The organism is Paenibacillus sp. JNU01, assembly GCF_059130585.1.
Map to the genome: position 1 here is coordinate 5,557,899 of NZ_CP169723.1, position 20,857 is coordinate 5,578,755.

General features: G+C 45.3%; 17 protein-coding genes. 12 read left to right on the forward strand and 5 right to left on the reverse strand.

Going from position 1 to position 20,857, the window contains the following annotated elements; translation table 11 throughout:
* Positions 1-723 precede the first annotated feature (723 nt).
* Together NLBNIHML_RS24130 and NLBNIHML_RS24135 are read left to right on the forward strand one after the other, a co-directional pair.
* The gene (locus NLBNIHML_RS24130; RefSeq protein ID WP_494352959.1) at positions 724-1,767 is read left to right on the forward strand and encodes a flavin-containing monooxygenase; all 1,044 of its coding nucleotides are present in this window, start codon (positions 724-726) and stop codon (positions 1,765-1,767) included.
* Positions 1,768-1,855: 88 nt separating this feature from the next.
* The gene (locus NLBNIHML_RS24135; RefSeq protein ID WP_339259447.1) at positions 1,856-2,203 is read left to right on the forward strand and encodes a hypothetical protein; all 348 of its coding nucleotides are present in this window, start codon (positions 1,856-1,858) and stop codon (positions 2,201-2,203) included.
* Positions 2,204-2,327: 124 nt separating this feature from the next.
* Here the strand turns inward: NLBNIHML_RS24135 and NLBNIHML_RS24140 are convergent, their stop codons facing one another.
* Together NLBNIHML_RS24140 and lacZ are read right to left on the reverse strand one after the other, a co-directional pair.
* The gene (locus NLBNIHML_RS24140; protein WP_472473911.1) at positions 2,328-2,897 is read right to left on the reverse strand and encodes a hypothetical protein; all 570 of its coding nucleotides are present in this window, start codon (positions 2,895-2,897) and stop codon (positions 2,328-2,330) included.
* 401 nt (positions 2,898-3,298) lie between these two features.
* A complete protein-coding gene (lacZ, locus tag NLBNIHML_RS24145) occupies positions 3,299-6,418 on the reverse strand; it encodes a beta-galactosidase, LacZ type (RefSeq protein ID WP_472473909.1) in 3,120 nt (1,039 codons plus the stop codon).
* Between the two features lie 126 nt (positions 6,419-6,544).
* Here lacZ and NLBNIHML_RS24150 point away from each other — a divergent pair, with 126 nt between their 5' ends.
* A complete protein-coding gene (locus tag NLBNIHML_RS24150) occupies positions 6,545-7,378 on the forward strand; it encodes an AraC family transcriptional regulator (RefSeq protein ID WP_342572165.1) in 834 nt (277 codons plus the stop codon).
* A gap of 5 nt (positions 7,379-7,383) precedes the next feature.
* On the opposite strand, the gene NLBNIHML_RS24155 is transcribed toward NLBNIHML_RS24150, so the two are convergent.
* On the reverse strand, positions 7,384-9,438 hold the full coding sequence (locus NLBNIHML_RS24155; RefSeq protein ID WP_472473907.1) for a helix-turn-helix domain-containing protein: 2,055 nt from the start codon (positions 9,436-9,438) through the stop codon (positions 7,384-7,386).
* A 486-nt stretch (positions 9,439-9,924) separates the two neighbouring features.
* Between NLBNIHML_RS24155 and NLBNIHML_RS24160 the strand changes: the two genes are divergently transcribed.
* From NLBNIHML_RS24160 to NLBNIHML_RS24190, 7 genes are all read left to right on the forward strand, one after another.
* Positions 9,925-11,145, forward strand: a complete 1,221-nt coding sequence (locus NLBNIHML_RS24160; RefSeq protein ID WP_494352960.1) for a metal-dependent hydrolase family protein — start codon at positions 9,925-9,927, stop codon at positions 11,143-11,145.
* 62 nt (positions 11,146-11,207) lie between these two features.
* The gene (locus NLBNIHML_RS24165) at positions 11,208-12,374 is read left to right on the forward strand and encodes a hypothetical protein (RefSeq protein WP_342572167.1); all 1,167 of its coding nucleotides are present in this window, start codon (positions 11,208-11,210) and stop codon (positions 12,372-12,374) included.
* A 215-nt stretch (positions 12,375-12,589) separates the two neighbouring features.
* Positions 12,590-13,525: a helix-turn-helix domain-containing protein gene (locus NLBNIHML_RS24170; protein WP_494352961.1), complete on the forward strand. Its 936-nt coding sequence runs from the start codon at positions 12,590-12,592 to the stop codon at positions 13,523-13,525.
* 31 nt (positions 13,526-13,556) lie between these two features.
* Complete coding sequence (locus tag NLBNIHML_RS24175; RefSeq protein WP_494352962.1) at positions 13,557-14,045, forward strand: DinB family protein; 489 nt, start codon at positions 13,557-13,559, stop codon at positions 14,043-14,045.
* 187 nt (positions 14,046-14,232) lie between these two features.
* On the forward strand, positions 14,233-14,520 hold the full coding sequence (locus NLBNIHML_RS24180; protein WP_339240332.1) for a hypothetical protein: 288 nt from the start codon (positions 14,233-14,235) through the stop codon (positions 14,518-14,520).
* Between the two features lie 155 nt (positions 14,521-14,675).
* Positions 14,676-15,032: a DUF3021 family protein gene (locus NLBNIHML_RS24185; protein WP_339242952.1), complete on the forward strand. Its 357-nt coding sequence runs from the start codon at positions 14,676-14,678 to the stop codon at positions 15,030-15,032.
* A 127-nt stretch (positions 15,033-15,159) separates the two neighbouring features.
* Positions 15,160-15,678, forward strand: a complete 519-nt coding sequence (locus tag NLBNIHML_RS24190; protein ID WP_494352963.1) for a GNAT family N-acetyltransferase — start codon at positions 15,160-15,162, stop codon at positions 15,676-15,678.
* 35 nt (positions 15,679-15,713) lie between these two features.
* Here NLBNIHML_RS24190 and NLBNIHML_RS24195 read toward each other — a convergent pair whose 3' ends face one another.
* Both NLBNIHML_RS24195 and NLBNIHML_RS24200 read right to left on the reverse strand, forming a co-directional pair.
* Entirely contained in the window at positions 15,714-16,958 is a 1,245-nt protein-coding gene (locus NLBNIHML_RS24195; protein ID WP_472473897.1) for a hypothetical protein, read from the reverse strand.
* 14 nt (positions 16,959-16,972) lie between these two features.
* On the reverse strand, positions 16,973-17,323 hold the full coding sequence (locus NLBNIHML_RS24200) for a hypothetical protein (protein ID WP_339240335.1): 351 nt from the start codon (positions 17,321-17,323) through the stop codon (positions 16,973-16,975).
* Between the two features lie 437 nt (positions 17,324-17,760).
* Here NLBNIHML_RS24200 and rhaD point away from each other — a divergent pair, with 437 nt between their 5' ends.
* A complete protein-coding gene (gene rhaD / locus NLBNIHML_RS24205; RefSeq protein WP_494352964.1) occupies positions 17,761-18,606 on the forward strand; it encodes a rhamnulose-1-phosphate aldolase in 846 nt (281 codons plus the stop codon).
* Positions 18,607-18,932: 326 nt separating this feature from the next.
* On the forward strand, positions 18,933-20,750 hold the full coding sequence (locus tag NLBNIHML_RS24210; RefSeq protein ID WP_494352965.1) for an APC family permease: 1,818 nt from the start codon (positions 18,933-18,935) through the stop codon (positions 20,748-20,750).
* The last annotated feature ends 107 nt before the right edge of the window (positions 20,751-20,857 follow it).

Here is a 20,857-nt window from a genome sequence, read left to right on the forward strand (position 1 = left end):
GTGTTTTTCATGTAAAGAAACTTCACTGCGATTACAAGTTTAGGGATGAACTCGTTTAATGTACATATCTAAAACTGATGTAGAAAAAGTGCGGGATTGACTGAGTAAACACTTGTAGTGAAAAAGTCTAAAATCTTTATAGAATAAGCGCTCGAACATTATTGAAAGCATGCTTTAACCCACCCCAACAAAATGTGAACTAAGACGTGTATTCCCGCATTAGAAACATACGTTCCGAATAAATTTATGACTACCACACAAACTCGAAATTAAAGAGGTTTGTTACAAGTGTGGGACTGAACCCTTTTGATTGACAAGAATCAAGACACCTTGTAGGCTTTAGCAACCGTCATCGGAATTTTATCTGAGACTGTTTGTTTAGTTTCGCTTGAATCCGAATGAAGTTTCAGAAGTTGATGTAGACTTAAAGAGTCTGTTCAACGATTGCCTTCGTTGTGCACCTAAGATCTTCGAGGTGGAACGTTTCAGACTTTAGTGTCGAACTAAACGGCTTACTGTGGGCATTATCAGCGGACATCCCTTATGGGATCTCATGGTACACTAAAATGAGCAAAGGCTCCCGTGAGGGAGTCTTTTTTATGTTGATTTTTTCAAAAAAGTACGGATGATTTCTTCTGTTGCTAAACAGCAAATTCTTAAGTAAAATAATATATGAACAAGTGCTCACATATTAATATATAAACTATATTGGAGATGATTCATATGTACGATGCATTGGTTATCGGAGCTGGGCAAGCAGGATTGGCAGCAGGTTACTATCTTCAGAGGTCGGGCTTAACCTTTGTAATCGTTGACGCTGCTTCATCTGTCGGGGAATCTTGGCGTAAACGGTACGATTCCTTGCGTCTTTTTACTCCACGAATGTATGATGGGTTACCGGGAATGCCGCTTGGTGGAAACGAAAATGATCTGCCAAGCAAAGATGAAATTGCAGATTATTTTGAAAGTTACGCCAAGCAAATGCATCTTCCCATAAAGTTAAACTGTTTAATCTCCCGTCTCTCCAAGCAAGATGAGGTGTACTATGCTGAAACCAATGATGAAATAATTGAAGCGCGCAATATTATCGTTGCCACAGGGCCTTTCCAGACCCCAAATGTTCCATCTTTTGCAAAGTCATTATCCGAGAGTGTAATTCAGCTTCATTCATCAGAGTATAAAAATATCTCTCAATTGCTCCCTGGCATAACAGTAGTTGTAGGCGGAGGGAATTCAGGCGCCCAAATCGCTGTAGAGTTAGCATCAGATGATAAACAAACCGTGTACATATCCATAGCTCGAAATATTACCTTTAGGCCATTGCATATTATGAAACGAAGTATATTCTGGTATTTCGAAAAGCTCGGAATATTACGTGCAAGTGCTGACCGTATGGTTGGAAAATGGTTGCGGAATCAGCCTGAGTACGTCTATGGCTATGCGTTAAAAGAATTGATGACCCAGGGGAAGGTCAACATGCGCCAACGTGCCATTAATGCGATAGATGACCGCATCCTATATGAGGATGGGAGTGAGACACGAATAGACAATATGATCTGGGCGACTGGATTTAAGCGAAATGATAGTTGGATCGATATCCATACTGCTTTTGATTCCAAAGGTGAAATGATACACGAGAGAGGCGTATCACCGGTTGCTGGACTGTACTATGTTGGACTACCTTGGCAAACATCTCGGGGCTCAGCACTGTTGGGATGGGTCAAGTACGATGCTCAGAAGATCATTAGTCATGTGATTCATAGGTAAGACACATTATACTGGAGCAGATGCTGGGGATAATTAGGCAAATATCACATCTCACATTTTTGGGTATATTCCTAAAAGGAGGGATTTTATGAAATTATATAAACTGCCAATGATTCTTTGTATTATAGTGCTTGTATCTATTGTCTCAGCTTGTGGTGCGGATGATATCATCCGCGGAAAGAGCGATAACTGGAATATATCTCTTCAGAGATCGACAGGGATCTATACGATAACCTACATCGGTGATGAAAAGCGTATAAAAGATTTTGTGTTTGACCTTACGGGCAACAATTTATCACAACAGGGGAAATCACTTGATGAAGAAGGGGTACCGTTCACGATGTCGGGAACAATAACTGAGACGGAGAAAATGAAAGATCCGATTACCTTTAAAATGAGTTGGAACAATCAAAGCGAGACTATAACTTTTGAGTAAATCTCGCATGGCGGAGGTGTTCATCATTGGTTTGGTGGCAACCACTGAGTCAATCTATAGTACATAGAACATATCACCCGATAGGCCGTTCCTTCATGGAGCGGCCTTTTTACTCCAATGCATCTCACTTCGCAACAGTTATTTCAAAAGTAGATTGTTCATGATCCTGGATGCTGAAGCGATATTCCAATCCATTTCTAACCGTTGCCCCATCAAAATCTGACTGATTCACATCGCGATCCAATAGACCGATATCCTGAATGACATCTTGTGCATCGTTATACGTGTACTCACTATTGGTTGTGAGAATGAGCGTGGCCATAGCGGTCAAAAAAATTCCACCCGTTGGTTCTATGGTATCACCAGTATCATATAACGTGACTTCCTGTAAGCTCTCATCTGCATTCACTACACCAACCAGGCGCAATTCGTCATTGAACACATACTCGAAAGTGCTAGTAACCTGATTGGAAGACTCTTTCATATTCAAGCGGGTAATACTCAACCCATTCAGTCGGTATTTGCCCACGGCGCCATTAAACTTGTTTTTAAACTCTTCGGTAGTCATGTGGAAGCCTGAGGGACTCGTCTGATTTGCAGCTTCCTGTTCTTTGTCTGTGGTAACATTACCTGAATTTCGTTCCACTGTCTGATCTTGTCCAGTCTGAGCGGAGTTCGAAGATAAAGTCAGCATGCCATATAACCCTATTGAAGCCATTCCGAAGCATAGCACGGATAGAATAGTATGTCTTATCGTTATCCGGTTATGTTTGCGCATGGAGAGGATCATCAAAACAAGAAATCCCAAGAAAGGAAGTAAGCCAAGAATAAAGATGACTGTAAAAAGGTATTGCACATGCTCACCTCGTAGTAGACGGGTATTTGGAATAGTACTGTATCAAATGCTTAATAAGTGTGTCTCAACATCTGTGGCCCAAAATGATATATGTAGAATTGGGCCTATTCCAGCGGGCACAATTCCATTTGCGCCTCATTCATTATAATGGTTCCATCAAAAAGTTCAAACTTCCAATGCTCACTGTCCCCAACAAAAAAAAGCACTGCCGGCATACTGCCAGCAGTGCTTGCTTGATGTTATACAGGTCTTACCGTAAAGGTGAAGGAATACGCGCGGTTGGCCGGCAAGGTGTATTCAGCGTGGGTACGTGCGCCCCAGCTATCATCCCCGCCGACACCCATTTGTTTATAATTAATGCGGGCGACAGTCTGTGTACTCTGAGGTAATTTATACACATGATCATTGGCTTCGAGTTCCTCAGGTGTCCACGGCAACGCATTGATCTCAAATGGTATGTTGGCTTCAACGTGCAGGCCACTTTGACCATCCGTTGACGTGATTTCAGCAAAGCGTACATCGGTTTTGTTACCACACTCTTGTGGTTTCAGGTATGGAACGAATTGATCTCGAACCGCACCTGTGTAATAGCCGAGACGTGCACTGGTTAGGCGGTCTGCGTAATTGTCATGCGGGCCTCTGCCGTACCAAGAGATTGTATCCAGGCTGTTACTCAGTTGCAGCAACATGCCGAACTCTGGTAGATCAGGTAGGCCCTCGCCTGGAATAAGCGTTTGACTGATTTCCAATACACCATCCATATCAATACGGTACGAGATGGACAACGTACATCCCGGATGTTGATCCCACGTATGATCGGTCGTCACGAGAATGCCTTGTTCGTCTGAATGGTGTTCAAAGCGAATTAATCTACTGGTAGCGTGAGCATCTCTCCAGAAAGCAGAACGCATATTCAGCTTGTTCCCCATATCGTTGTCTGTCATGGCTCTCCAGAAATTCGGCCGGATCGGTGCCAGCAATTGTTCCTGATTGTTGATCTGATAAGACGTTAACACGCCAGTAGTCGGGTTAAAGCTCAACGTGACTTGCCCTGTAGCTACTTTCAATTCATCTTGCAGTTCCTGTACCTGTGGTGAATTGCCTTGTCCTTGGTGTACCGGTTGGATTGGACGCAGTCGCGGAGATACCACGAACTGATCCCAGGCAATTTCGTGACCGACTCCTGCCCATTTGGTTGCGACTTTGGTTACCAGAGATACAGTCAGCACCGCTTCCTGGAACAGATCGGATGATGGCGTGTAAGGGATACGCACTTCAGCTGATTCGCCAGGCGGTACCGCGATGTCCAACGTGCCGTTCTCTACGGATACACCATCGTGTGTTACTGTCCATACGAGCGAATATTCGCTCAGATTCGTGAACAGGAACTGGTTTCTTATACGCAGCAGGCCGTCTTTGACATCAATAGCCTCCATACGAACGTTCTGATAACATTTCTTCACTTCTTCCAGCTTCGGTGTAACCGTCTTATCGGCCAGAATCAGTCCGTTTCCGCAGAAATTGCCATCATGAGGGGATTCGCCGAAATCTCCGCCGTATGCGAGATATTCTATACCGTCTGCCGTCGTGGTACGAATGGACTGATCGACCCAGTCCCAGATGAATGCACCTTGCAACACATCATATTTATCGAACAATTCCCAATACAGATGCAGGCCGCCGCAGGAGTTACCCATGGCATGGCTGTATTCACAGATAATATAAGGTTTCTTCGGTCCTTGCATGCGAGCATAATTCTCCACATCCTCAGGACTGATATACATCGTCGATTCAATGTCGCTTGCCGAATCGGAAGGGCGATAATGGAATGTCCCTTCATAATGAACGAGACGGGTCGGATCGACTTGTTTCAGATAATCGTACATGGCGATGAAGTTATCGCCGCCGAAGGACTCGTTACCCAGAGACCAGATAATAACGGAAGGATGGTTTTTGTCCCGCTGGAACATCGAGTTACAGCGATCGATGACGTTGTTACGCCATTCCGGTTTGCTTGCCGGGATGTTGTTCTCATTCATTTCCTTTTGCCCATAGTACCAGGTGCCGTGAGTCTCCAGATTCGTTTCATCAATGACATAGAGGCCATATTCATCACACAGTTCGTACCAGAGTGACTGATTCGGATAATGGGATGTACGCACAGCGTTAACGTTATAGGACTTCATCAGCTCGATGTCACGGACCATGTCTTCCCGACCAATGGCTCGACCTGTATCCGGGGAAAATTCATGACGATTCACGCCCTTGAATACAATGCGTTTGCCGTTGATTTGCATCAGGCCATCCTTGAGTTCAAACTTGCGGAATCCGATCCGGCTGCGAACCGCTTCCAGCGTTTCGCCTGATTCATTCTGAATGGACAGCACAAGTGTATACAGATGAGGAGTCTCGGCGCTCCATAGAAGCGGCTGGATAACCTCTGCTGACAATTGGAATGAAAGTTCATCCTCACCCTGGAAAGTGACCGCCGCAGTAAGTGGTTGCTTCAATACAGTCTGCTGTTGTGCATCATAGAGCTGTGCCTGAACGGACAATCCGGCTGTGGTCTGCACCGCGTTATGATTGAATAATTTTACATCCAGCAGCAGCTCCGCATCCTGATAGGCATCATCCAGTTCAGTGCGAACAAAGAAATCGGCGATCTGAACCGGTGAAGGTGAATGCAGGTATACACCACGGAATATGCCGCTTAGCCGCCAGAAATCCTGATTCTCCAGCCAGCTCGCATCACACCATCGATATACCTCCACAGCCAGCTTGTTTTCACCTTCCGTCAGATATGCAGTGATATCGAATTCTGCGGGTGTGAACGTGTCTTCGCTATAACCGACGAGCTCCCCGTTAACCCATACATAAAAGGCGGATTCAACGCCCTCAAAGTGCAGCAGAACAGGCCGGTCTTTCCAGTCTGCAGGAACCGTAAACGTACGGATGTACGAACCCACCGGATTATAAGTCGTTGGTGCAAAGGGTGGCTTCAATTCAGGCTCACGCTCGACCCACGGATACGTCATATTTGTATATTGGGGATAATCGTAACCTTGTAGCTGCCAGTTGGAAGGAACGGCGATCTCGTCCCAGTCACTGGCATCATAGTTGTTCTCATAAAAGGAAGAGATCCGTTGCTCCGGTGTCTCCGCAAAGGCAAACTTCCACTGACCATTCAGTGATGCGTACCATGGCGATGCGCTGGATTCATTGGATAACGCTTCTGCTACAGATGGAAACGCTACCATAGACGCATGTGCGGGTAGACGGCCTACTTGAAAAGTCTCAGGATTGTTGTTCCATTCCGGGTATCCATTAGCCGGAGGGGTGTATACCAATTTGTTTCGCATAACAGCAACTCCTTCTGAAATGTTATAATATTGTCATTATAGAATTGAATGATGACTTAGAGAATAAAGAATATTGCCCATATATATCACAATATGAAACTAACGATGGAGAAAGGGGGGGACTGGATGGATACCCGGATTTTTTTTGGTAAAACAGAAGAAGCTGCTCGCCTGCCCATCTATATGACCACGGTTGGTTACTGGGAACACCAATATGAAACCGAGCGTCCAGAGGGATTCCCGGATTATCAGATCCATCAGATTATTCATGGCCAGGGGAGACTGATTATACAGGAAGAAGAGTATATCGTCAGCCCGGGAGACGTTTTCTTTCTGTATCCTGATATTCCGCATCGATATATGCCCATCAGTGATCGTTGGGAGCTGGCTTGGGTGTCGTTCCAGGGGAGAGAGGCCAGCCAGTTATTATCTTACGCGGGGATAACCGGTTCAAGCGTGTGCAGACTCAGAAAAGCCACGCTGTTACGTGGCCTGGAGCAACTTCTGGTTAGAGGAGAGCATGGGGATACGACGGATTACGCAGATTACGATGTGGAATGCTCCAAACAATTATATGCCCTGCTGCTGGATCTAAAGCCAATGCTCATCGCTTCCGCCAATTATAATGATGAACTGGAGCGATTGAAGCCTGTGCTGCGTTATATTGCAGAGCATCTGGATCGTTCACTTTCACTGAAGGAACTGGCCGATGTGGCTGTAGTATCTCCCCAATATTTGTGCAGGCTGTTTCAGAAGGCGCTCCATATCAGGCCTGTATTTTACGTGAACCAAGAACGGATCAATCGGAGCAAACAACTTATGTTCAGTGAAAGAGAGCTGCGAATCTATGAAGTGGCTGATCGAGTGGGTTACGAGAACGCCAGTTATTTCTGTGCGATGTTCAAACGGCATACAGGCATGAGTCCCGAACGTTTTCGCAAACTGCATGGACTGAATTGATGAAGTTACAATTTTGATGCTCCACCTGCCCTAGGGGCAACAGAGTACACATCACTTAAATGACATGCCAGATACACCTTCATCCAACCCTCGGAATCGTTCAGATCCACGCGTAGAATCTCCTCTATTTTGCGCAGACGCAGGTACAGCGTATTGGTATGAATATGAAGACGTTCGGCTGTGACTTGCACAGATCGATTTGCGGCAATGTAGGTTTTGAGTGTGAGTTCAAGCTCTCCTGATTTTTGCTGTTGAAGAGGCGACAGAATTTCATCAATGTAGTTCTCAATATCAGACGGTTCCTGATTCAGAAACAGCCGATTGATCCCGATTTCTTCGTAGAGCATCAGGCCCGCTTTGTTTTGTTTCAGCAAAAAGGATAACGAGCGTGTAGCCTCGTCATTGCTTTTGGACACGTACTCAAGCCCTTGATAAAGTCCGCCGATACCGATAGATAGGGCAGGGGTTTTGGAGGTGGTCCATTTCTCTACAGCCGATTCCAGCCTGCTGATGATCCAATGTCTGACCTTGGGCTCGGGTGCCGCAGCCAGAATCGTAATTTTGTGATGTGCACTGAACAACAGATGTTCACGGGTGCCTAGTTCCTTTTCGATAAAACCAATCAATTTGCGCACCCAATTTTCAGTGGTTTTCATATCGGGATGTTCCCCATAGAGCTGCAATTGTGCGACGAACAAGGACTGATGGGCTGGCAATTGAAAGCTGGAAAGTCGTGCCTCCAACTGCTGTGGATCTCTATATTGCACCAGATCGCTGAAGAAATCCTGGTTTTTTCGATAGGACATTTCAGTGAGGGAGTAGGTGTTCATCATCTCCAGCATGACAATAGCTCCGCCTTGCTCCAAAATCACATGATCCAGCTGACCTAACGGATGATCTAATTGGATGGCAAAACAGCCAAGCATCAGAGATCCGTTCACAATCGGATACAGGTAATAATCGCTTTGATCCGTTCCCCCGGATAAGATGATGGGGTTAAACTGACTGTCCAGAGCAGTGTATATATCTAGCTCACTTAACAAGACACTTTCTGGGAGAACGGGGTACCAGTCATTTCTGGCCATGTCCACATAATAGGTAGGAAGCTTCAACATCGACCCAACCGTCTCAATGATATGTTCAAGGCTCACATGTTCAATGGAAAGGGCCGTGAATTGATTATGAATTTCATTGCGGCTAACGAGATATCGGTTCGTTTCCAGCAGTTCTGAATACATGGTGGCATTGGAGATCGCAATGGCTGCCTGATCCGCGAATCCCTGCATCACATTCAGATCATGTGGGGCAAATCGTCTGTGTTGTTCAAATTGGTATACCAGCATCACTCCGATTTTATGGGTGTTCATCGTCACAGGAACGGCGATAAGCCCTTTCGCCATAACACCATCAGGCAATGAACGTACAATGATATCCGCATTCTCCTGACTGACATTGCCCATATCCTTAAAGGCATCATCCGGTGTGCTGTACATTCGGCCAATGCCTTCCTCGTATACTTTTCCCGTAATGCCCTCATCCAGCTCGCCCTGATATTGATACACACTATCCTGAAAACCGACCTTGGCTCTAGGGATCATCTTGCCAGAGTCCGGATCAACCATCATGAACAGTCCACAGGAAAGAGAAGGGATGACATGCAGTGCATTCTCCATGATTTTGAATAACAAGTCGTTCAACTCCAGGGAACAGGTCAGCTCCCGCAGTCCGGTCAACCATCGATCATTGTGTGCACGTTCCATCTCAATCTGCTGCTTCAGCAGTCCTTCCCGAATCAAGGACTCCAGACGTTCACTTTGTAGCAGGGTGAGTTGTTTCTGGGTATCGATCACCACACGAATCTTGATATTGGACAGAAAATCAAACGTATACCTGAGAATCTTCCAGGATGGCTCGATCTGTTCTTGATCTGTATATTCAGGTACCTCTCCTTCGCGCAGCCAGTTATTCCATTGGAAATCGTATTCGTCCTTCATCCAGATTCCGTACGAAGCAGATCCAAAGACCTTAACCATAAATGAGCGAACTGCTTCATGAATCATAGCAAACGTACTCCTTTCGTGTTCACACGGTGGCAAATGCTTACATATATAACATGACCTTCACTATGCTGTGTAATTTATATTCGATATTGTGTATATCACCATAATAAATATCAAAATGCTGTTGTTATCAACAATGACATTATACATTTGCAACTTATATAATGTCATTAACTTTAACACTATACAATTTTATCGTAGTACAGCAATAGAGCTATAAATCAATAATATTGAAGTTCAACTTAACTTTTTACACGAGAACGGAGAGGACAGAAATAACGTGAAGAAGCAAAGCGTTCGCCTAAAAGCTTTCTGAAAGAAAGCTGCTTCGGAAGCATACGCTATCCCCGGATTTTCCCTTTGGAGAAGGGGATCAAAAAAATCTGGGGATAACAGCGATCGGAAGGTTATTCTGTCATCGGAGTGGAAGTGTAAATATTCTTTAGTTGAACTTGCAACCAAGTCTGAAAATGAGGTGGAGTACAGATGAGTCAAATTACTGCTTTTGTAGGTGCATTGTTGATTGATGGACAAGGTGGAGAGCCTGTTTCCGATAGTGTGGTCCTGGTTGAGAACGGAAAATTCATAGCTGCGGGTGCGAAGGCGACCGTTCCAGTTCCGGAAAGTGCCAAGCTTGTTGATGTAACAGGCAAAACGGTGATGCCCGGATTAATTGATGCCCATGTCCACGTGCATGGAGCCAAAAACCTGAATATGGCTGCGGTGGCGCTCGAAGCCAATGAACTTCAGATGGGAAGAGCACTTCAGGATCTGCCGAAACTGATCAACGCGGGCTTTACAACCGTCAGGGATGTAGGCAGCCACGTTGCTGTGTACATTCGTGATCTGATTAAGGAAGGTGTGGTGAAGGGGCCGCGAATTAAAACATCCCGTCACATGCTCTCTCAGACGGGTGGACATGCAGATATTCATATGATTCCAACGGAACTGAATATGTTTACCGTGTGTGACGGCGTTCCCGAAGTGATTAAGGCAACACGTACGCAGTTCCGTGAAGGGGCAGATTTCATTAAAGTGTGTTCCACAGGCGGGGTGCTTTCGGAGAAAGATGACCCTCGCTGGTCGCAATTCCGCTTGGATGAGCTGAAGGCGATCGTGTATGAAGCGGAAGCGGTACAGTCATATGTGGCTGCACATGCGCAAGGTACACAGGGGATCAAAAATGCGCTGGAAGCGGGCGTGCGCACGATTGAACACGGAATCTACATTGATGAAGAAGGTATTGGCATGATGCTGGATCAAAAGGCGGTTCTGGTTCCAACGTTGGCCATTGTACATCGGATTATCAAAGAAGGGCATAAATACGGTGTTCCCGAATTTGGCATCCGCAAAGCCAAAAGTGTATATCAGGAGCATATTGAGAACATGATTATTGCGCGTAAGGCAGGCGTAACCATTGCAGTAGGGACAGATTTCTGCACGTGTGCACCTGTTGAGCATGGCGGGAATGCACTCGAACTGCGATTGCTTGTGGAGGATGTTGGATTTACGCCGATGGAAGCGATTGTTGCTGCAACACGAGATGCAGCAAGAGCGATGCAGATGGAAGCGGAGATCGGCACGATTGAGCCGGGGAAAGCTGCTGATCTGCTGGTATTAAATATGAATCCGTTAACGGATATCGGACTGCTCGAAAACACAGAGAATATCGAACAGGTCTATTTATCAGGTGAACGCTTGAAATAAGAAAGAGAAAGATGGTTCTGCGTGTACTGCACTGACAACATAGAGAATGGGGAGAAGCCACCATGTTTAGTCAACCGATATATATCGCCACGGTATTACTTGTTATTTTAGCTATAGGGGAACTGGTTTCGATCTGGTCCAAAGCACGAATTCCTTCCTTGCTTGTGATTCTGATAGGATATTTGCTGCTGAACTGGGCGGGGTTATTTCCCAAAGGAGTAGTATCGAGCTCCGCTCTCACTGCGTTCGGGGCTCTCATGGTGGCTCCGCTGATTGTACACATGGGCACATTAATACCGCTGAAGTTAATACGTTCCCAATATAAAGCAATACTGATCTCTTTGTTCGCCTCACTCACGGCGACAGGTCTTATCCTGTTAATCGTATCACCGTTCTATGGTTATCCTACCGCTGTTGCCGGATCAAGTCCGGTTGTCGGTGGCATTATCTCATATCTGATCACAACGACGAAGTTGCAGGAGATGAACTTGGGGCATCTGATTACGATACCAGCCGTTATTCTGGGAATTCACTCTCTCGTGGGAATGCCGATTGCAACCAACATGTTACGCAGATATGCGCTGAAACTACAGAAACAGGGTGCTTTTGAGAACAAGGTTGCAGGCGAATCCAATGTGAACATTAAAGAAGCGAATGCCAAAACATTCCTTCCACAACATTTCCAAACCGCACCTATTCTGCTGTTGCTTTTGTTCATTATGGGCAGTCTCTCCATTTATCTGGGCAATGTAACCGGACTTAGCTACAGTATCTGGGCTCTGTTGCTTGGGGTGCTAGGACATCTGATTGGACTATTCCCATCTCGTATTCTGGATAAAGCAAGTACATCGGGGATTGCCATGACAGGTCTGATCGTAGTCGTGATGACAAGTATGGAGTCGATCACTTTCGATGCGGTGGTTAGTTCCATTATTCCGGTGTTATTCATTATCGCAATCGGTGTAGTTGGGGTGCTGATCGGTGGATTTGTCGGTTCCAAGCTGTTCAAATGGGACCCGCTCAAAGGTCTGCCTGTAGCACTGACCGCACTATTCGGTTTTCCGGGGGACTATATTATCTGTGAGGAAGTAAGCCGTTCGGTTGGACGTGATGAAAATGAACGCAAAGCCATCCTCGATGAGATTTTAACGCCAATGCTGGTGGGGGGATTCACAACGGTCACAACAGCATCTGTGTTAATTGCGTCCATACTGATCAAGACACTTTAGAAAAATTGATGTTCTTTTCATCCCAATTTCAGTTTCTATTAATGTTACGGAGGTAAGATAATTCTTGTAAACCCCTTCTCGTGTTAAATAGATGTGTGACTGGCCCTATCGGATTGTCCTCCGGTAGGGCACTTTTTTTCTTCATTTGTGCGGTTGATGGTATGATAGATGAATACATAATGTGTAACCAACTCTAGTGATCGGAGGATTGCATAGTGGATCACAGCTTGCACCCGTTGTTTAAGCCGATTCAGATGAATGGAACGTATTCGAACAGTTATTATGTTGAGAAAATACCCGCCACCGGCTTAATGGCATATGTGGCCTGTTATTGGGAATCGGGATCTCTTTCAAGCACACGCAGGGATGTTGCTAAGGGAGCAGGTCGAGATCAGTCGGTGATATCTGTACCTGCCCGAGTATTGCCTGATGGTTGCACGGACATGCTGATTACATATGATCACGTCCGTTCAAAGTACGCCTATGCATATTGTGGCAATTATACACAGCCATTCACTATACCTGAGCCATCTGATGATGGTCCTCCTGCTAGAGATTATACTTTTGGTGTCCGGTTCTTCCCAGGTGGAGCGCATATCTTCCATGGCATGCCTCTGGAGTGGTTTACGGATAAGCGAGTTGCCCTTCAGGAATGTTGGCCGGAGGGGCTGAACGAGCTTCAGGAACGGATGGCTGAAACGAATAGTTTTGCAGAACGGGTAGAGGTCATGAACGCATATTTGAATCCGTTGTCCGTGCAGACCAGCACATCTGAGAACGATCTGATGAAAAACGTGTTGCACCGTATTTTTATAGATGGGGGACGTATGAGTGTCCAGGAGCTGGCAATGCGTGAAGTGATCAGTGAACGGCAGTTGCATCGCAGATTCTCGGAATGGGTCGGAATCAGCCCCAAGCGATTCAGCGAGGTGGTTCGTTTTCATCGTGTACTGAGCGATATTCATCAGGGGAACACGGCAGACTGGGCCATGCTTGCCCAGAATCATGGTTTTTTTGACCAAGCCCATCTGATTCGGCAATTTCGCAAGTTTTATGGAGAGACTCCGTTGACGGCAGCCAGAGAGCATGGCAGGATGTTGTCCGATTTGTACAATAGATCTGTAGAGTCTTCAGTTATACTAAGATCATGAGTGAGAATAAAAGATAAGGGAGACATCATATATGAATGGAACATTGCAGATTCGGGATCATTTGTTAACTGAACTGGAAACAGGAGTACGGACAGGCGCTTCGTTAATTCGATTGATCCGTCCGGAGGATTGGTCGTATCGTCCACAGGAGAATATGCGTTCATTGGTGGAGCTTGTACATCATTTTATCCAGATCACTGCATCGGATCTTGCCATCATGCAGGAAAAAGATGAAGCTGAGGTTGGACTGGTGGAGAATAGCTTGTCGGGGACTCAGGATATCGAGAAGCTGGAAGCAACGTTGTGGAGCAATTTTGAATCCTACAAAGTCTATATCACGGGATTAAGCGAAGACGATTATCTGAACCGCTCTACCAAAGCTTTTTATATGGAACAGGGTCACTTGCAGGCACAATGGCAGATTGAAACGTTAACGCATGTATTCCATCACCGCTCGCAGCTCTATAACTACCTCAAGCAGCAGGGTCATGAATTAAATTTCTACATGCTGTATGCGTAGTTAAACTTATAATTTCAAAATAAGCTTAGTTGGCTCCATCGGATGTTCCGGTGGGGCTTTTTGCGTACAGTGGTCTATTAATCTATGAAGTCTATCAAAAATGGACACTATGACAAGGGTATTCACCGTTGCTTTAATAGATTTCAAACATAGAATAACGTATCAAAGCAAAAGGAGGTGATTTCAAATGGCCATCCTTTTACCGCAACAGATTTACAATCTGGATCCAAGTGTGGGCAAGTCGTACTACGAAGATCTGACTGGAGGAACCAATGCGAGTATTACGGTTAACAACTTTGGTCCGTTCGCAGTTGACCTGGTTGTTACTCGTGTGAATGCACCGGTAATCACATATTTGATCCCTGCTGGCAACAGCCTTACACTGTCTGTAGACTTGCTGCTCGTCGCTGCGTTATTGACCAGTGCAGCTGGTGCATCTACAGGTACGATTCAAATTGCAACATCTGATTTCTAATGATGTAATGTACTTGTTGAACCTCTGTCGGACATCTTGTCGACAGGGGTTTTTCTTTTTTTTGGTGAATAAACATAGATTTAAAGTAATATGGACTATATAAGTTCAAATAATGAACTAATTTTTCTTCGAGAAAGAAGGTGAGAATCTTGGTTATGAAAGCACTCTTAAGAGGTGGAATACCATTCGTCATTATGAGCGTTATTGCTCTATTACTTTATTCTCAAGGGAAGTTTTCTGATGCTAAAGGTACATTTGTTGCAAGCCTAATCGCTCTTTTTATCGGTGCTGCATCCGTTATCTATAACATAGAACATTGGAGTTTGACTAAACAAAGCGCTGTTCATTTTATGGTGATGGTTGTAACAATTTATCCTATCCTAATATTAAGTGGTTGGTTTACGATTACATCTGTAGCCGATGCATTTATAATTTTTTTGATTTTTATTTTTGTTGGGCTCATTCTATGGTCTGCACTGTTTGCATTAGCCAAAATTTTTTCTTGGTCATAATAAATGCGTATTACCTTTAAACTTTAGTAGTGCTTTATACAGGTTTGTTTACTTTGGCAGTTATTCGATTAATTTAAGGTATAGACGGCACACAGTCTTGTGTTGGCATACAGGAGGTTAGTCGATAATGAACAGAACCATTTTATTTGAAACCGAACGGCTGGAGTGTGCGACGTGGAACGAAGGGGATCGTGCACTGGCATTTGCGCTTTGGGGTGATCATGAGGTTGCCAAATGGATTAGCAGCAATGGATCATTGAGTGAGGATGAAGTAGAAGCGAGATTAACACAGGAGATTCAAAGGCAACAGGAAGCGGGGGTGCAGTATTGGCCTTTCTTTGAGAAAGAGTCGGAGGTGTTTGTTGGTTGCTGCGGTCTGCGTCCGTATTCGCCAGAAGAGGATATCTATGAGCTGGGATTTCATCTAACCCGGGATCACCGGGGGAAAGGGTATGCGCAGGAAGCTGCACAGGCGGTGATTGATTATGCGTTTGACGAAAAGAACGTGAAGGCACTGTTTGCCGGACATCATCCGGATAATGAAGTGTCACGTCATATCTTGATCAAGCTGGGATTCGAGTATACAGGTGATGAACGCTATGAACCCACCGGAAATATGCATCCATCATATATGCTGCGAAAATAAGAAACCCCTGACCAATGGAGGACAGGGATGGTTTGTTAGGCGATGCTGAATAATACGGTTTTGGTTCCCACAAGTGTAGAGCCGCTGTTCACAAAATAATAGTTGGAGGCGGTATCCAGTGTTAAAGGTCCTGTCCAGGTAATCGTCCCAAATTGACTGCTGAATATGCCTGTTGGCGGGACGTCACTCAAGGCGAGTGTAACTGTCACATTGCCATTCATTGTGGAATTGGTAATGTGAGAGTATCCTCTAACGTTAATGGTACTGTCTGACACACTATCTACCATACGTTGAATATTCAAACCGGTATGGACCATGGTGTTGATGCGACTGTGATACAGGTACGTGTTCAGATTGCCCATATGACCGGATTGTACGATATTACCCACGACTCTGGCATTGAGCAGTTGAAACTCAATGGTTGTGAACGGGTCAACCGGAGCAACGTTCTGGAAAATGACATCACCGCTTATAATGGCCCCGTCAGTATAGTTGGTGTGTGTGCTGACGGACGTGCCGTCATTAAACGTTCCTATGACCGTAACAGGACGAGCATCAAATGCAGGTCCTTGAACCAGATAGACATCTTCCGCAGCCTGGCTCGTTTGGATCGTGACGTTGCGGGGGATGGAAGAAGCAAAGTTGGCCAGATCAGAGTTGCCCAGTTGCCATGGACCTAGACCCAGAAGCTGCACATGCCTTGCTGGTGGAATGACAATATCCTCATTGAAGGATGAATTGCCAGCAATGAGAATAATTAGACGGGCTCTCATGCCAAAAGTAACCGCAAGTGGACTATTTGTCGCTGCATCAATAGCTGCCTGGAGAGAATTAAAGGGATCAAAAGGTGATCCGGTGCCCGGTCCTGGAGCACTCGAATCAGCCCAGTAGATCGTCTGTCCCCACTCGAAGTTGGGAGTTCCGCCTTCAGCACCAAGTAACTCAGAAGTTACCAGTCGGTGGGCAGCGACCAATTGTCCAGTGTTATTTTTACCCCACATGGAAACGTCGGTTGAGCTTTCTGCCAAGCCGCTGGTAGTGAAAACAAACTCAAAGCCATCCAGGTTTGCAAAATAACTTTTGGTGAAGACTTCATTGGGAGCAAGTGAGATGGATTCCAGTACATACAAGGTTCGCGTTCCGTTCAGCGCATATCCTTCGATCAGAACAGTTGAGGCGTTGACTGGATCTTCGTTATCAATTTTGATAGTAACCGATTGGGTGAGTCTTGATCCGGCTACCAGGTTGTTCTCAATGGGACCAGATGAGATTGTGGCCATTTTTTTTCCCCCTTTTATAGAGATAGTTCTTTTGAAACAATGCGGTGTGCGGTAACGATTTGCCCAGTGTTGTTTTTGCCCCATACTGAAATTTCGGTTAGCGCAGCCGCACCTCCACCCGTGGTAAATACATATTCGTATCCATCCAGGTTGGCGTAATAGGTTTGGGAGAAGACTTGTCCGGGATTCAGATTGACCGATTGTTGAACATACAATGTCCGCGTTCCATTAAGAGAATAACCTTCAATGAGTATATTGGATGTATTAATGGAATCAGTGTTGACCATTTTGATGGTGACTTGTTGCGTAGGCCTGCTGCCACCAGAGAGGTTATTCTCGATTGGCCCGGTAGAAAGAACTGCCATAGGTTCATCTCCTTTTTTATGAATGTCTTTTCCTGAGAAAAGCTAGAATAGCATATGCTAGAATATACAAAATAGTTTGGACTGAGAGACATATGTACTGAAAGTAAAGAAGATACTGAACCCCAGTCTCAAGAGAGGATGTATGTTTTCATGCTTTTTTTATTTCGCTTTCAGCTTCTATTAAGGTAGCGGAGGTATGATAACTCTTGTAAACCCCTTCTCGTGTTAAATAGATGTGTGACTGACCCCGCCGGGCGCCGGTGGGGTATTTTTTTGTTTTATTCTCAAATAAACAAAACTAAACAAAAATAAATAAAAGATTATTTCTTTGCTTTTTATTGACTATCAAAGATAAACAAAGGTATAATGAATGTGAAAAAAGGAACTTACTATGTACGTGGCAAGCATATGATTTTTAATATAAGGAGAGATTGATCATGAACGTGACCCTTACCAACGTCAACACACAGGCTGCAGGTTTCGATATTCCATTTGTTCGAGAGATGGCGGAGATTACACAACATATGTGGAAGAATGGCTGGGATGAGCGCAATGGAGGCAATGTCAGCTATCTGCTGGAGGAAGAGGAAGTAGCACCATATATCGATATCCATCATGTGATCCGCAAGATCAAACCAGCATTTTCGGTGCAAGAGCTGGCAGGCAAGTATTTTATCGTGACAGCATCGGGTAAATATTTCAAAAATGTACTTGCTGATCCCGAGAGCAACCTGGGATTGCTGCGTGTATCACAAGATGGGCAGGAGCTGGAAGTGCTCTGGGGATTGAAGTCGGGGGCGAATCCAACCAGTGAATTACCTACACATTTTATGAGCCATATTGAACGTTTGAAATTGGACCCGAACCATCGGGTTGTCATGCATAACCATGCCACTCATGTATTGGCCATGACGTTTATCCACGAATTGGATGAGGCCAAATTTACGAAGACCCTCTGGCAGATGTGCACCGAGTGTGTAGTTGTATTCCCGGATGGCATTGGCATTATTCCATGGATGATTCCTGGGTCGAACGAGATAGGCCGCGAAACGGCGGAGAAAATGAAAGAATACCACGCGGTCATCTGGCCGCAACATGGCATCTTTGGAACAGGTACAACGATTGACGAGGCTTTTGGTCTGATTGAGACGATTGAGAAGGCAGCCCAAGTGTATATGCTGGTTGCTGGTCACGAGATTCGGCAGAGAATTACGGATGAACAACTGATCACCCTGGCGCAAGCGTTTGGCGTCACCCCTCGTCCTGGCATTTTGGACAGCTAAATATAAGCTGAATAAAGAAGCTGCACAGGTCTGGACAAGGCAGATGCAGGGAAATTACATTGCTGTACAGTCAACGTATAGATCAAGGAAGTGGTCTTTGGTTCATTGAACCGAAGGTCATTTCCTTTTTTTTGACGAACAAACGTCATTTTGGTTCAAAAAAGTTCAAATTGCTGAACAAGAATGGCTTTGTTATCGATTATTGAATCGTAGAATGCATTATCACGCGCTGGCGAAATTCGGGTGAAATGACGTATTGTCAATGGCTCTGCGATTTTGCATAATAACAATGCTTCACAGATGAGAGATGGAAGGAAGTTATGATCATGCTTGGCAAAATGAAGAGAATCTTAATAGGCAAGCCAATGAAATCGGCTGAACTGGATGGAGAAAAATTGGGGAAATGGAAGGCGCTCGCCATCCTGTCCTCGGATGCCCTATCGTCCGTTGCCTACGGTACGGAACAGATTTTGCTGGTGCTCGTTGCGGCCGGATTCGCCGCCCTGTGGTACTCTGTTCCAATTTCCATCGCCGTGCTGGGATTACTCGTCATTTTAATTTTTTCCTATCGCCAGACGATATTTGCTTATCCAACAGGGGGCGGCGCTTATATCGTAGCCAAGGATAACCTGGGTACAACATCCAGTCTGATTGCCGGAGGATCTCTGCTGGTCGATTATATTTTGACCGTTGCGGTAAGTTCGTCCGCAGGCACGGATGCGATTACATCGGCTTTTCCTATGCTGCATGACTACAGTGTTGTGATTGCACTCATTATGATTGTTTTTCTAACCATTATGAATCTGCGGGGAGTGACGGAGTCGGCGTCTGTGCTGGCGATCCCCATCTATCTGTTTAACTTTTCGATTGCAATTCTGATTATCTCGGGTGGAATCAAATTTCTTGCCGGGGGCATGGAAGCAGCTGCACCAGAATTCGGAACAAGTCTATCCCATGTGAGTATGTTTCTGTTATTGAAAGCATTCAGCTCCGGATGTTCGGCCTTGACTGGCGTGGAGGCGGTAAGTAACGCGATCCCGAACTTCAAGCAGCCAGCCGAGAAAAATGCCGCGGGTACATTACTGCTTATGGGTTGTATATTAGGAGCCATGTTCATCGGTATCACCTTACTAGCTTATGGGTACGGAGTGAAGCCTGATCCCAAAGCAACGGTCATTTCCCAGATTGCTGAAGCGACGTTTGGCAGGGGCACGATGTATTTTATCATTCAGGGTGTAACAGCATTGATCCTGTTCCTGGCTGCCAACACCGCATATTCGGCTTTTCCGCTACTATCCTTCATGATGGCAAAAGATAAATTCATGCCACATGCATTTATGGTCAGAGGAGACCGCCTTGGTTTCTCGAACGGAATCATTTTTCTTAGTGTGATGTCTGCCTTACTGGTGGTTGGGTTCAAAGGAAATACGGAAAGCCTGATTCCGCTCTATGCGGTAGGGGTGTTCATTCCATTTACCCTGTCACAACTCGGTATGATGATTCGTTGGATCAAAGTCAAACCATCTGGCTGGCAGATGAAACTGCTCGTGAATACGATCGGTATGCTGACTACATTATCGATCACCCTGATCTTTATTTTCACCAAGTTCACGCAGACATGGGTCATTTTTATCTTTTTGCCGGTTGTTGTCTATGTGTTCATGCGTATTCACCGTCACTATTGCAACATTGCCGATGAGCTGCGAATCGACATTCAGGTGGAAAAACCAGCCCACAAAGGCAATACCATCATCATTCCCGTTGCTGGCATTACCCGGGTCGTCATGAATACGATCAGTTATGCGCAGACGATGTCGGATCACGTGGTCGCGCTGTACATTGGATTCGATGATGAGGCGATACGCAAGATGGAGCAGAAGTGGGAAGAGTGGAATCCCGGTGTTCGTCTGGTCGTGATCAAATCGAGATACCGCAGTATTATGGGGCCGCTGAAGAAATTCATTGATACCGTGGAGTGGAAAACGGCCGAGACCGATCACATCACCGTATTGATTCCGCAATTCATCACCAAGCACTGGTGGCAAAATGTACTGCATAACCAGACCAGCTTCATGATCCGGGCCTATCTGATCAATTACAAAGACGTGATTGTCACCACGGTGCCCTATCATCTGAATCGTTAACTTGAACAGTTCATCGCTTCATCCCGTTTGAAAGATTTACAGATTATTGTAAAATGAGTCACGTTCTTTAATAGGTATACGTTCATATTCCATTAACACATCGAACC

Coding starts and splice junctions, on each gene's coding strand:
- NLBNIHML_RS24130 (WP_494352959.1), top strand. CDS start 724: ATGTACGATGCATTGGTTATCGGAGCTGGGCAAGCAGGATTGGCAGCA.
- NLBNIHML_RS24135 (WP_339259447.1), top strand. CDS start 1,856: ATGAAATTATATAAACTGCCAATGATTCTTTGTATTATAGTGCTTGTA.
- NLBNIHML_RS24140 (WP_472473911.1), bottom strand. CDS start 2,897: ATGCTGACTTTATCTTCGAACTCCGCTCAGACTGGACAAGATCAGACA.
- lacZ (WP_472473909.1), bottom strand. CDS start 6,418: ATGCGAAACAAATTGGTATACACCCCTCCGGCTAATGGATACCCGGAA.
- NLBNIHML_RS24150 (WP_342572165.1), top strand. CDS start 6,545: ATGGATACCCGGATTTTTTTTGGTAAAACAGAAGAAGCTGCTCGCCTG.
- NLBNIHML_RS24155 (WP_472473907.1), bottom strand. CDS start 9,438: ATGATTCATGAAGCAGTTCGCTCATTTATGGTTAAGGTCTTTGGATCT.
- NLBNIHML_RS24160 (WP_494352960.1), top strand. CDS start 9,925: ATGAGTCAAATTACTGCTTTTGTAGGTGCATTGTTGATTGATGGACAA.
- NLBNIHML_RS24165 (WP_342572167.1), top strand. CDS start 11,208: ATGTTTAGTCAACCGATATATATCGCCACGGTATTACTTGTTATTTTA.
- NLBNIHML_RS24175 (WP_494352962.1), top strand. CDS start 13,557: ATGAATGGAACATTGCAGATTCGGGATCATTTGTTAACTGAACTGGAA.
- NLBNIHML_RS24180 (WP_339240332.1), top strand. CDS start 14,233: ATGGCCATCCTTTTACCGCAACAGATTTACAATCTGGATCCAAGTGTG.
- NLBNIHML_RS24185 (WP_339242952.1), top strand. CDS start 14,676: ATGAAAGCACTCTTAAGAGGTGGAATACCATTCGTCATTATGAGCGTT.
- NLBNIHML_RS24190 (WP_494352963.1), top strand. CDS start 15,160: ATGAACAGAACCATTTTATTTGAAACCGAACGGCTGGAGTGTGCGACG.
- NLBNIHML_RS24195 (WP_472473897.1), bottom strand. CDS start 16,958: ATGGCCACAATCTCATCTGGTCCCATTGAGAACAACCTGGTAGCCGGA.
- NLBNIHML_RS24200 (WP_339240335.1), bottom strand. CDS start 17,323: ATGGCAGTTCTTTCTACCGGGCCAATCGAGAATAACCTCTCTGGTGGC.
- rhaD (WP_494352964.1), top strand. CDS start 17,761: ATGAACGTGACCCTTACCAACGTCAACACACAGGCTGCAGGTTTCGAT.
- NLBNIHML_RS24210 (WP_494352965.1), top strand. CDS start 18,933: ATGCTTGGCAAAATGAAGAGAATCTTAATAGGCAAGCCAATGAAATCG.